The organism is Sphaerisporangium rhizosphaerae (assembly GCF_042665155.1).
Classification (GTDB): domain Bacteria; phylum Actinomycetota; class Actinomycetes; order Streptosporangiales; family Streptosporangiaceae; genus Sphaerisporangium; species Sphaerisporangium rhizosphaerae.
The window spans coordinates 43246-55637 of record NZ_JBHTCG010000015.1; the positions used below are offsets into that span (position 1 = coordinate 43246).

Annotated in this window: 10 protein-coding genes; 6 read left to right on the forward strand and 4 right to left on the reverse strand. The window is 72.9% G+C overall.

The window, feature by feature from the left end; all coding sequences use genetic code 11:
• Positions 1–199 precede the first annotated feature (199 nt).
• Both ACFQSB_RS22270 and ACFQSB_RS22275 read right to left on the reverse strand, forming a co-directional pair.
• Entirely contained in the window at positions 200–1642 is a 1443-nt protein-coding gene (locus ACFQSB_RS22270; RefSeq protein WP_380828811.1) for a sensor histidine kinase, read from the reverse strand.
• Positions 1639–2367 (reverse strand): response regulator transcription factor, encoded by a 729-nt coding sequence (locus ACFQSB_RS22275; RefSeq protein ID WP_380828813.1) that lies wholly within the window; start codon positions 2365–2367, stop codon positions 1639–1641. Before ACFQSB_RS22275 ends, ACFQSB_RS22270 begins: the two co-directional genes overlap by 4 nt.
• A 136-nt stretch (positions 2368–2503) precedes the next feature.
• Between ACFQSB_RS22275 and ACFQSB_RS22280 the strand changes: the two genes are divergently transcribed.
• The 4 genes from ACFQSB_RS22280 (at position 2504) to ACFQSB_RS22295 (ending at position 7524) form a co-directional block, all read left to right on the forward strand.
• The gene (locus tag ACFQSB_RS22280; protein ID WP_380828814.1) at positions 2504–3877 is read left to right on the forward strand and encodes a ferredoxin reductase family protein; all 1374 of its coding nucleotides are present in this window, start codon (positions 2504–2506) and stop codon (positions 3875–3877) included.
• Positions 3878–3886: 9 nt separating this feature from the next.
• Positions 3887–4456: an FMN-binding protein gene (locus ACFQSB_RS22285; RefSeq protein WP_380828816.1), complete on the forward strand. Its 570-nt coding sequence runs from the start codon at positions 3887–3889 to the stop codon at positions 4454–4456.
• The gene (locus ACFQSB_RS22290; RefSeq protein ID WP_380828817.1) at positions 4453–5307 is read left to right on the forward strand and encodes an FAD:protein FMN transferase; all 855 of its coding nucleotides are present in this window, start codon (positions 4453–4455) and stop codon (positions 5305–5307) included. The genes ACFQSB_RS22285 and ACFQSB_RS22290 overlap by 4 nt, the downstream gene beginning before the upstream one ends.
• Positions 5308–5559: 252 nt before the next feature.
• Complete coding sequence (locus ACFQSB_RS22295; protein WP_380828818.1) at positions 5560–7524, forward strand: thioredoxin domain-containing protein; 1965 nt, start codon at positions 5560–5562, stop codon at positions 7522–7524.
• A gap of 66 nt (positions 7525–7590) precedes the next feature.
• On the opposite strand, the gene ACFQSB_RS22300 is transcribed toward ACFQSB_RS22295, so the two are convergent.
• Positions 7591–9723, reverse strand: a complete 2133-nt coding sequence (locus ACFQSB_RS22300) for a transglycosylase domain-containing protein (RefSeq protein ID WP_380828819.1) — start codon at positions 9721–9723, stop codon at positions 7591–7593.
• A gap of 159 nt (positions 9724–9882) precedes the next feature.
• The gene (locus ACFQSB_RS22305) at positions 9883–10362 is read right to left on the reverse strand and encodes an Lrp/AsnC family transcriptional regulator (RefSeq protein WP_354840009.1); all 480 of its coding nucleotides are present in this window, start codon (positions 10360–10362) and stop codon (positions 9883–9885) included.
• Between the two features lie 102 nt (positions 10363–10464).
• Between ACFQSB_RS22305 and hppD the strand changes: the two genes are divergently transcribed.
• Both hppD and ACFQSB_RS22315 read left to right on the forward strand, forming a co-directional pair.
• Positions 10465–11565 (forward strand): 4-hydroxyphenylpyruvate dioxygenase, encoded by a 1101-nt coding sequence (gene hppD, locus ACFQSB_RS22310; protein WP_380828821.1) that lies wholly within the window; start codon positions 10465–10467, stop codon positions 11563–11565.
• A 207-nt stretch (positions 11566–11772) separates the two neighbouring features.
• The gene (locus ACFQSB_RS22315) at positions 11773–12363 is read left to right on the forward strand and encodes an RDD family protein (protein WP_380828823.1); all 591 of its coding nucleotides are present in this window, start codon (positions 11773–11775) and stop codon (positions 12361–12363) included.
• Positions 12364–12392 lie beyond the last annotated feature (29 nt).

The following is a 12392-nucleotide window of genomic DNA, read 5'->3' on the forward strand; positions in this document are numbered from 1 at the left end:
CCAGGTACGCAAAGGGGGTCGCTCCTGCTCTCCAGGGGGTGCCGCGGGCCTGGCGGCGGGCGGCGGAGATCGTGCATCTTCGGAGCCGAAACTCCGGCATCAGGGGCAACAGCGTCAATATCGGCAGGCGGCGGGATGGTGCCGTGACGCGTTCACGCCAGGGACGCGCGACGTTCAACCGGCCTTCGCCGCGTACGAATCAGGCCGTGGGGAGCATGACGTGGAAGGCGGTGCGGCCGGGGCGGGTCTCGACGGTCACCGTGCCGCCGTGGGCGGCCACCACGGCCCGCACGATGGCCAGGCCCAGGCCGCTCCCGCCCGAGGCGCGGGAGCGGGCCTTGTCGGCCCGGACGAACCGCTCGAACAGCTCGCCGCGGATCTCCTCGGGGATGCCCGGCCCGTCGTCGGCGACGGTCAGCTCGGCCCTGTCCGGCCCGGGGACGCGGACCGAGACCGTCACCGTGGTCCCCGGCGGGGTGTGGGCGCGGGCGTTGCCCGTCAGGTTGGTGACCACCTGGTACAGCCGGTCGGCGTCGCCGACCAGCGTGACCGGCTCCTCGGGCAGGTCCAGCCGCCAGCGGTGGCCCGGGGCCGAGACCCGGGCGTCCCCGGTGGCGTCGATCGCCACGCGCGTGAGGTCCACCTGGTCGCGGGCCAGCGGCCGGCCCGCGTCCAGCCGGGCGAGCAGCAGCAGGTCGTCCACCAGCTTGCCCATGCGGGCCGACTCCGCCTCGACGCGTTCCAGGGAGTGACGCACCTGCTCGGGCACCTCGCCGGGGTGGCGCCGGGCCAGCTCGACGTGGGCCCGCACCGTGGCCAGCGGGGTGCGCAGCTCGTGGCTGGCGTCGGCGGCGAAGGTCCGCATGCGCTGCTCGCTGGCGTGGCGTTCGGCCAGGGCCTCCCCCACGTGGCCGAGCATGCGGTTGAACGCCGCCCCCACCTGGCCGACCTCGGTGCGCGGGTCCTCGCCGGGCACCCGGTCGGGCAGCGTCACCTCGCCGCTGGCCAGCGGCAGCGTGCTGACCCGCCGAGCCGTGGCCGCCACCCGTTCCAGGGGACGAAGGGACAGCCGCACCCCGATCGTGCCCACGACCCCCGCGACCAGCATCACCACGGCGAACAGCACCAGCTCGGCGAGCTGCAGCCGGTGCACGGTGGTGTTGACGCCCTCCAGCGGCAGCCCGTTGATCAGGACGTCGCCGTCGCCGCCCTCGACGGCCATGACCCGGTAGTCGTCCAGGGTCGGCAGCTCGACGGTGTGGCCGCGCCGGTCCACCGGGACGCCGGCCAGGACGGCCGCGTCCCCCGCGGACAGGATGTGGCCGGCGCGGTCCGGCACCACGACGGCGGAGTCGGTCACCCTGCCCTCCAGCAGGCGCGCCCCGAGCGTGCCGGGGGCCTGTCCCCTGCTGTCGCCGTGCTCGCCGTACTCCTCGCGGTGCTCCAGGCTGGCGGCGAACCTGCCGGCGGTCAGCGCCAGTTGCTGGTCCACCCGGTCCACCATGAAGCGGTCCAGCGCGATCGAGGTCGCCACGCCGATCGTGGCGCAGGCGAGCGCGAGCAGCACCAGCGCGCCCGCGACCAGCCGCGCCCACAGCGTGCGCGGCCACAGCCTCCGCAGGGCCGCCCGGAGCGGGCTCATGGCTTCAGGACGTATCCGACGCCGCGCACGGTGTGGATGAGCGGCGCCCGGCCGGCGTCGATCTTCTTGCGCAGGTAGCTGATGTACAGCTCGACGACGTGGGCCTGCCCGCCGAAGTCGTAGGACCAGACCCGGTCGAGGATCTGCGCCTTGCTGACCACCCGGCGCGGGTTGCGCATCAGGAAGCGCAGCAGCTCGAACTCGGTCGGGGTCAGCTCGACCAGGTCGCCGCCCCGGGTGACCTCGCGCGCGTCCTCGTCCATGACCAGGTCGCCGGCGACGAGCCGGTCGCCCTCGACCGGCCGGGCCGCGCCGGCGCGGCGCAGCAGGCCCCGCAGGCGGGCGAGCACCTCCTCCAGGCTGAACGGCTTGGTCACGTAGTCGTCGCCGCCGGCGGTGATCCCGGCGATGCGGTCCTCCACGGCGTCCTTGGCCGTGAGGAACAGCACGCACACGTGGGGGGAGTCCGCGCGCAGCCGGCGCAGCACCGTGAGGCCGTCGATGTCGGGCAGCATGACGTCCAGGACGACCGCGTCGGGCTGGAACTCGCGTGCCGTCGCGACGGCGGCGGCGCCGTCCCCCGCGGCGCGCACCTCCCAGCCCTCGTAGCGGAGCACGGCGGTCAGCACCTCGGCCAGGTCGGGCTCGTCGTCCACGACCAGCACGCGGACGGGCGTCCCGTCCGGACGCAGCAGCTCAGGGAGATCTCGGGAAGTCGCGCGCATAGTGGGACCAGCGTCCTCTTCGTTCCTATGAAGCACCTCTGAGCATCGTATGAATCGTCCGGGCATGCTCTGGTTCAGAGGAAATCGAGAAGTTCGGCTGGCACGGTGTGTCACGGATCGGACGAGAGGAGACTCCGTGAGCACCACCTTCGCCGACAGGACCGCGACGGGACGGCACCAGGGCGTGCCGCCCGGCGGCGCCCGGGCGCACCCGGGAGCCGTCCTCGCGGCCATCGCCGCGGGCGCGCTCGCCGTGCTGGCACTGTGGTGGGCGGACACGCCGGGCGTCGTCGGCCTGGACGGCGCGCTGACCGGCGCCGGCCGGATCACCGGGTTGCTGGCCGGCTACGCGCTCGCGGTGCTGCTGGCGCTCATGGCCCGCGTCCCGGCGCTGGAGCGCGGGGTCGGCTCCGACCGGCTGGCCCGCTGGCACTCCATGGGCGGCCGGTACACCGTCGGGCTGTGCGTCGCCCACACCCTGCTGATCACCTGGGGATACGCGGTGACGGACGCCACGAACGTCGTCGGCGAGACCGTGACGCTGAACCTGAGCTACCCCGACGTCCTGAAGGCCACCGTGGCCGTGCTGCTGCTGGTCGGGGTCGGGGTCGTCTCGGCGCGCGCCGTCCGGCCGCGGATGCGGTACGAGACCTGGTTCCACCTGCACTTCTACACCTACCTGGCCGCCTACCTGGCCTTCGGCCACCAGCTCGCGACCGGGGAGCAGTTCCAGGGGTCCCGGCTCGCCCAGGCCGCCTGGTACGCCCTCTACATCGGGGTCGCCGTCGTGCTGCTCTGGTACCGGTTCCTCACGCCGCTGCGCCAGTCGTTCCGGCACCGGCTGAGGGTGGGCGAGGTCGTGCGGGAGGGCCCCGGAGTCGTCTCGGTGTACGTCACCGGGCGCCGCCTGGACCGGCTGCGGGCCGAGCCGGGCCAGTTCTTCCGGTGGCGGTTCCTGACCAGGGAGCTGTGGTGGTCCGCCAATCCCTACTCGCTGTCGGCGGCGCCCCGCCACGACCGGCTGAGGATCACCGTCAAGGACCTGGGCGACCAGAGCCGCCAGATCGCCCGCCTGCGTCCCGGCACCCGCGTGCTGGCCGAGGGCCCGTACGGCGCCTTCACCCCCGCCCGCCGCAGGGGCCGCGAGGTGCTGCTGATCGCGGGCGGGGTGGGCATCACCCCGCTGCGCGCCTTGTTCGAGTCGATCCCGGCCGCGCCCGGCGACCTCACTCTGCTCTACCGGGCCAGGAACGCCGAGGACCTGGCGTTCCGCTCGGAGCTCGAGGCGATCGCCGTCCATCGCGGCGCGGCGCTGCACTACTCGGTCGGCCCCCGCGACCGGATCGGCGAGCCGTTCACCGCCGAGACCCTCACCGCGCTCGTCCCCCACCTGACCCGGCACGACGTCTACGTCTGCGGGCCGGCCGGCATGACCAGGGACGTGATCGCGGCCCTGCGCGCCGCCGGAGTGCACAGGCGGCGCGTCCACCACGAGTCTTTCGAGTTCTAGGGGGATCCCATGCGCAGAGCGATGTTCGCCGTGCTCGTCACGGCCGTGGGCCTTGTGCTGCTGTTGTCGTTCAAGCCGCACGCGATCACCGCAGCGGCGGACCGCCCCGCCGCGTCGTCCCAGGCCGGCGCCGGTCAAGGCGGCGGCGACCTCTCCGCCGCCGGGGGCCCGGACGGCGCCGTGACCGGCGGGGACGACGACGAGGGCGACGAGGGCGACAGGGTCACCCCTCCGGCGGCACGGTCCACGCCGCGGCCGGACGGGCAGGGCGGAACCGGGGGGAACGCCTCATCGAGCGGCAACGGCCGGGCGGTCGCCGGGGACGCCGCCGACACCCGGTGGGGCCCCGTGCAGGTGGAGGTCACGCTGTCCGGTCGCAAGGTGACCGCGATCAGGGTGCTCCGGTCGCCCGACGGCAACCGGCGCGACATCGTCATCAACGAGCGGGCCCTGCCCATCTTGGAGCAGGAGGCGCTGGCCGCCCAGTCCGCCCAGATCGACACCGTCTCCGGCGCCACCTACACCAGCGAGGGGTACGTCCGGTCACTGCAGAGCGCCCTGGACAAGGCGGGCCTGTGATCCGCCACGTCGAGCACGTCATGGGCACGGTCTTCTCCTTCGACGTACGCGCCCACGGCTGCGACCACGGCGAGCACCATGCCGGGGACCACGCCGGGGACCACGCCGGGGACCACGGCTGCGACCACGGCGCCCCGCCCGCGCCGGAGGCCGTCAGGCGGGCCGTCGCCGAGGCCGTGGCGTGGCTGCGCCGCGTGGACGAGACGTTCTCGACCTACCGGCCGGAAAGCCCGGTCAGCAGGCTCGGCCGGGGCGAGATCGGCCTGGACGACTGCCCGCCGGAGGTGGCCGAGATCCTGGCGATGTGCGCCGAGGCGGCGCGGGTGTCCCACGGGTACTTCACGGCCCGCCCCGGCGGGCGGCTGGACCCGTCGGCCATGGTGAAGGGCTGGGCGATCGAGCGGGCCTCGCGCGTGCTGACCGGCGCGGGAGCCGTGAACCACTGCGTCAACGGCGGCGGCGACGTCCAGCTCGCCGGCACGGCCGAACCCGGACGTCCCTGGCGCACCGGCATCGCCGACCCCCTCCACCCCGGCCGCCTGGCCGCCGTCGTGGAGTGCCGCTCCGGCAGGCTCGCCGTGGCGACCTCGGGCACGGCCGAGCGCGGGCCGCACATCGTCGACCCGCACACCGGCCGGCCGGCGACGGAACTGGCCGCGATCACCCTGGTCGGCGCGTCCCTGACCAGCACCGACGCCTACGCCACGGCCGCCTTCGCGATGGGCGGCGCGGCCCGCGAATGGGTGGAGGGGCTGGCGGGATTCGAGGCGTTCGCGGTGACGGCCTCGGGAGACTCCTGGCACACCCCCGGCTTCCCCGGCGCGGCCCTGCCCGCGCTGAACGGCAGGTGAGCGCCGCGTCGCGGTGGACCTGCCGCACCCGCGGCGCCGGCACAACGCGTTCGTCCTCGTGGTGAGGTGATTGCGGGCCTGAGCCGGGAAGTGAGAACAGGTGAGCGGGGAAGGACGCGCGGTGGGCACGCCCCCCGTGGCGGCCGTCGAGCGCCCGTCTACTGTGAGACGGATCGCGCGGGAGGATGACCAGGCACGCCGTCCGGCCGGCCCCGCGCAGGACGCACGCTCCGCCGACGCAGGAGAGGTCCCATGAACCGGCTGAAGGACGCCACGAGCCCGTACCTGCTGCAGCACGCGGACAATCCCGTCCACTGGCATCAATGGGGCGAGGAGGCCTTCGCCGAGGCCCGCGAGCGCGACGTGCCGCTGCTGATCTCCGTCGGCTACTCGGCCTGCCACTGGTGCCACGTCATGGCCCACGAGTCCTTCGAGGACGCCGAGACGGCCAAGATGATGAACGAGCTGTTCGTGAACGTCAAGGTCGACCGCGAGGAGCGTCCCGACGTGGACGCCGTCTACATGAGCGCCACCACCGCGATGACCGGCCAGGGCGGCTGGCCGATGACCGTGTTCGCCACCCCCGACGGCCATCCCTTCTACGCCGGCACCTACTTCCCCCGACGGCGCTTCCAGCAACTGCTGGCCGGGGTGTCGCAGGCGTGGACCGGGCAGCGCGACGCCGTGCTCGCCCAGGGGTCCCAGGTGGTCGACGCGCTGAGCCAGGGGGCGGACCTGCCGCGCGGGTCCACGCCGACGCGCGAGGTGCTGGAAGGGGCGGTGCAGGACCTCTCCCGCACCTTCGACCCGGCCCGGGGCGGGTTCGGCGGCGCGCCCAAGTTCCCACCCTCGATGGTGCTGGAGTTCCTGCTCAGGCACGGCACCCCCCGCGCGCTGTCGATGGCCGACAAGACGCTGGAGGCGATGGCGCGCGGCGGCATGTACGACCAGCTCGCCGGGGGCTTCGCCCGTTACAGCGTCGACGCCGGCTGGGTGGTCCCGCACTTCGAGAAGATGCTCTACGACAACGCCCTGCTGATGCGGGTGTACGCCCACTGGTGGCGCGCCTCGGGGTCTCCACTGGCCAGGCGCGTCGCGCTGGAGACCGCCGAGTGGCTGCTGCGCGAGCTGGGCACCCAGGAAGGCGGCTTCGCCTCGGCCCTGGACGCCGACAGCGAGGGCGAGGAGGGCAGGTTCTACGTCTGGACGCCCCGGCAGCTGCGGGAGGCGCTGGGCGAGGAGCGCGGCGCCTGGGCCACCTCGGTGTTCTCGGTGACCGAGGAGGGCACCTTCGAGCACGGCTCGTCGGTGCTGCAACTGCTGTCGGACCCGGTCGACCAGGCGATGCTGACCGACGTGCGCAGAGATCTGCTCAAGGCCCGCTCGTCCCGGGTGCGGCCCGGCCGCGACGACAAGGTGGTGGCCGCCTGGAACGGGCTCGCCATCGCCGCCCTGGCCGAGGTCGGGGCGCTGTTCGACCGGCGCGACCTGGTGGGCGCGGCGCGCGCCGCCGCCGAGCTCCTCGTCCGGGTGCACCTGCACGGCTCACGCCTGGCCCGCACCTCGCGGGACGGCCGGGTGGGCGCCAACGCGGGAGTGCTGGAGGACTACGCCGACGTCGCCGAGGGGTTCCTCGCCCTGTACGGGGTCACCGGGGAGTCGCGGTGGTTCCGGGAGGCGGGCGCTCTGCTGGACACGGTGCTCGACCGGTTCCCCGACGGGCGCGGCGGGTTCTACGACACCGCCGACGACGGCGAGCGGCTGTTCCAGCGCCCCCAGGATCCGACCGACGGAGCGACGCCGTCGGGGCAGTTCGCCGCGGCCGGGGCCCTGCTGACGTACGCGGCGCTCACCGGGTCGGAACGCCACAGAGAGGCCGCCGAGGCGGCCCTGGGCACGGTCACGACGCTCGCCGACCGGCACGCGCGCTTCGCCGGATGGGGGCTGGCCGTGGCCGAGGCCGCCCTGGCCGGGCCGGTCGAGGTCGCGATCACCGGCGCCCTCGACGACCCGCGCACCTCCGCGCTGCACCGCGCCGCGCTCATGGCGGGCGTCCCGGGCACGGTGATCGCGCTCGGCGACGGCGGGGTGCCCCTGATGGAGGGCCGCGGCCTGGTCGACGGCCGGCCGGCCGCGTACGTCTGCCGCAACTTCGCCTGCCGCATGCCGGTGACCACTCCCGCCGACCTGTCCAAGGAACTCCGCACCATCTCCTGAAGGCGCCGTGATCAGTGAAAGACCGCGGCCGATGGGGCCGTCCGGGGTGACGGTCGTACGGCGGCGTCAGCCGGGCGGGAGGTCCGCGGGGAGGTCGTCGGGCCCCTGCTGGTCGGGCTGGTTGGGCGGGTTGGGGCCGCCGTCCGGGCCGCCCTCGGGGCCGCCGCCGTTCGGGTCTCCGTCGGGGGCGTTCCGCGCGTCGGGACGGTCGCCGTCCGGGCCGCCCGGGTCATGGCTCGGCGGGGTCACGTCCGGCGGGTTGTTCGGGCCGTTCGGGCCATCCGGGCCCGCCGTCGGCTGGTCGGTGGGCGGGGCGCCGGTGTCGCGGTCGGCGTTCCAGCCGGTGTCGCCCCAGCCGCCCCAGCCATCGCGGCCGTAAGGGTCGTAGGAGGCCGAGCCGGGGAAGTCCTCCACCGGCTTGCCGGCCATCGCCTCGGACATGAACGCCCGCCACACCTGCGCGGGCAGCGACCCGCCGAACAGGGCGCCGTACCCGGGGACGCTCACGGTCTTGTTGTCGTCGCGGAACATGTTCACCGCGGCGGACAGTTGCGGGGTGTACCCCACGAACCACACCGCGCTGGAGGAGTCGCTGGTGCCGGTCTTGCCCGCCACCGGACGGTCGTACAGGCGGGCCGCGGTGCCGGTGCCGCTCTGGACGACCTGCTCCATCGCGTACGTGGCGTCGGCGGCGGTGGCCTCGCTGAAGGCGCGGGCCCCCGGGAAGGTGAACTTCCTGGTCTTGCCCTTGGCGTCGGTCACCGAGCGGATGACGTGCGCCTCCTTGTGGACGCCGCCCGCGGCGAACGTGGCGAACCCCGACGCCTGCTGGACGGCGCTCACCGACGCCGTGCCGAGGGGGAAGGTCGGGAAGTCCTTCTGCTTGGCGATCTGCTCGGCCGGGATTCCCGCCGCCTCGGCGGCCGCGGCGACCTTCCTCAGCCCGACCTTCTGCGCGAGGTCGACGAAGGCGGTGTTCACCGAGTTGCGGGTGGCCTCCACCAGGTCGATGGCCGAGCCGTAGGAGGCGCCGCCGGAGTTCGGGATGGGCTGCTTGGCCGAGGCCACTCTGATCGGGGAGTTGCCCTCCACCCGGGTGTTGAGGTCAAGGCCGTCCTCCAGCGCGGCGGCCAGCGTGTACGGCTTGAAGGTGGACCCGGCCTGCACCTTGGCCGAGAAGGCGTTGTCGTACTGGTTGGCGGCGTAGTCCCTGCCGCCGTAGAAGGCGACGACCTCGCCGGTGCCGGGCGCGACGGCCGCGAGCCCGGTGCGCACCTTCTTGGAGGTGTCCTCGGGCAGGGTCTCCTCGACGGCGCGCTCGGCGGCGGCCATGAGCTTCTTGTCGAACGTCGTGGTGATCTTCAGGCCGCCCTGCTGGATGTCCTCGTCGGACAGGCCCCGGCGGTTCAGCTCGGCCCGCACCTGGGCCAGGACGTACCCCTTCTGCCCGTTGAGCGAGAGCGGGTTCTTCAGCTTGGCGAGCGTGGGGAAGCTCAGCGAGGCCGCCTCTGCGGGGTCGAGCGCACGCGTCTCGACCATGGCCTTGACCACCGCCTGCCAGCGGGCCCGGGCGGCGGAAAGGTCGGCGCCGCGGGGGGCGGCGAAGCGCGACGGCTGCTGGATCACCGCCGCCAGGTAGGCACCCTGGGCGGCGGTCAGCTTGTCGACGTCCTTGCCGAAATAGGCCTGCGCGGCGGCCTGGACGCCGTACGCGCCCCGGCCGAAGTAGATGGTGTTGAGGTACTGCTCCAGCACCCAGGACTTGGACCTCGACTGGTCGACCTTGAGCGCGATCATGATCTCTTTGAGCTTGCGCACGGCCGACCGCTCCTGGCTCAGCCCGCTGTAGTAGTTGCGGACGAGCTGCTGGGTGATCGTCGAGCCGCCCTGGATCTGGTTGCCGGTGACCGTCGACCACATGGCGCGGGCCGTGCCCTCGATCGACACGCCCTGGTCCTGGTAGAACGTGCGGTTCTCGACGGCGATGACCGCGTCGCGGACCACCTGGGGCACCTTGTCGATGTCCACGTTCTTGCGGTTGACGCCCTGCCGGGCGAGCACGGTCTTGCCGTCGCGGTAGTAGATCAGCGAACCCTGCGCGGTCGCGTCCTTCTGGGTGGTGTCCGGGATCGGCGTGAGCACCCAGGCCACGGCGAACAGGGCGGCCAGGCAGAGCACGACGACGCCACCGGCGATCAAGAAGCGGCGGAGGAGACGCCGCCTGAAACGGCGTTTCCTGTCTGCGTCCCGCACGGCGCAACCCCCGATCTACTGCTCAGCAAACCCCCGTAAGCTGGGCGGATCGTCCTACGGTAAACGATACGTAACGGTGCGCCGTCCGTCGAGCGGCGGGTCCGTTCAACGGTCGCGGCGGCGTGGGACCTCCGCCACCAGGGGCAGCACCCGGTAGGCGACCGGCGTGTCCAGCGCGATCACCGACGACGTGCGCACCACCCCCTCGACGTCCACGATCAGGTCGATGACCCGTTGCAGGTCGGCGTTACTCCGCGCGACCACACGGCACAGCATGTCACCACCGCCCGTGATCGTGTGGACCTCCAGCACTTCCGGTATGGAGGCGAGCAGCCCCGCGACGGGCTCGTGGCCGCTGACCTGTCTGATCTGGAGGGTGACGAACGCGGTCACCTGGTAGCCGAGCGCGGCGGGGTCCACGTCCGGGCCGAACCCGGTGATCACGCCGCTCGCCGTCAGGCGGTCCATCCTCGCCTGCACCGTGCCGCGCGCCACCCCGAGCCTGCGCGACGCCTCCAGGATGCCCACGCGCGGCTCGGCGGCGAGCAGCGCGATCAAACGGGCGTCCAGCTCATCGATCGTCATGGTGTACAGGATTACCGGCGTTTCCCGCTCTCCGCTAGGCAATCTGCCCACCATTTCGGGTAACACTTGCGCATTCCAGCCATCCGGCCGGAAAGTGGCCCCATGAGCGATGTATTTCCCGTACACGGCATGGACTCGGTGGTGTTCGCCGTGGGCAACGCCAAGCAGGCGGCCCACTACTACTCCTCGGCCTTCGGTATGCGCCTGGTCGCGTACAAGGGCCCCGAGACGGGAAGCCGGGACGAGGTGGCGTACGTGCTCACCTCTGGCAGCGCGCGCTTCGAACTGCGCGGCTCGGTGCGCCCCGGCACCGAGATCGCCCGGCACGTGACCGAGCACGGAGACGGCGTCATCGACCTGGCGCTGGACGTGCCCGACGTCGAGGCCGCCTACGCGCACGCGGTCGCCGCCGGCGCCCGCGGCCTGGCCGAGCCGCACGTCGTCGAGGACGAGCACGGCAAGGTCGTCATGGCCGCCATCGCCACCTACGGCCAGACCCGCCACACTCTGGTCGACCGCACCAACTACAGCGGCGTCTACCTGCCCGGCTACGTCGCCGCCGCCCCGCTGGTCGAGCCGCCGGACAAGCGGTACTTCCAGGCCATCGACCACTGCGTGGGCAACGTCGAGCTCGGCCGGATGGACGAGTGGGTGGAGTTCTACAAGCGCGTCATGGGCTTCACCAACATGGCCGAGTTCATCGGCGACGACATCGCCACCGAGTACTCCGCGCTGATGTCCAAGGTCGTCGCGAACGGCACCCGCAAGGTCAAGTTCCCGCTGAACGAGCCGGCGGTCAGCCGCAAGAAGTCGCAGATCGACGAGTACCTGGAGTTCTACGGCGGGCCCGGCGTCCAGCACATCGCCCTGGCCACCAACGACATCGTGCGCACCGTCGAGCGGATGCGCGCCGCCGGGGTGGAGTTCCTGGACACGCCCGACTCCTACTACGACGACCCCGCGCTGCGCGCCCGCATCGGCGAGGTCCGCGCGCCGATCGAGGAACTGAAGCGGCACCGCATCCTGGTGGACCGCGACGAGGACGGCTACCTGCTGCAGATCTTCACCAAGCCGGTGCAGGACCGTCCCACGGTGTTCTTCGAGTTCATCGAGCGGCACGGCTCCCTCGGCTTCGGCAAGGGCAACTTCAAGGCGCTGTTCGAGGCCATCGAGCGCGAGCAGGCCAGGCGCGGCAACCTCTGACCCTCCCCGCGCGGCCATGCCCTCCCATGGCCGCGCCTTCCCTGCGGCCATGACCCCCCACGTGGCCGTGCACCCAAAGCGGCCATGCCCCCCCACATGGCCGTGCACCACGCACGGCCGCGCCGCGCGCGCGGCCGTGGACGGCGCCGAACCGGGGCACGCCCCCGCCCCGGTTTGGCGCCATCGCTTCCCGGCGATCTCTCACCCATGAGATCACCAGGAGGCGGACCGTACGACGGCCCCCCGGACGAGCCGCACGAGCCGCACGGGGGGCCGCCGTATGGGACCCCGGAGGTCCCCTACGGCCCCGCGGGGCCGTCCGGCGCGCGCCCCTGGGAGGGGTACGACCAGGGCGGACCGCCGTACGGGCCCTGGGGCGCCCCGCTCGGCGGGCGCTGGCGCCGGCTGTTCGCCGGGGTGCTGGACATCGTGATCGTGAGCGTGCTGACCTCGCCGTTCTCCACGACCCTGACCGTGCGGGCCGCCGACGGCAGCCTGGAGGCCGTCCGCACCGTCAACGGCCTGGGCGTCGCGGTCGTCTGGTTCCTGTACTACTGGCTGCTCACGGCCTTCTGGAACGGCCAGACCGTCGGCAAGAGGCTGTTCCGCCTGCGGGTCGTGCAGTTCCCCACCCAAGAGCGGGTCTCGGCCGGGCAGGTGGCGGTCCGCGAGATCGTCTACGGGGTCTTCGGCGTGGTGTGCTGCCTGGGCCTGGTCGACCTGCTGTGGATCCTGTTCGACGGAAAAAAGCAGGCCCTGCACGACAAAGCCGCCTCCACCATTGTCGTAGACGCCTGATGACCTGCGGTTCTTCACGTAGGCTGCCT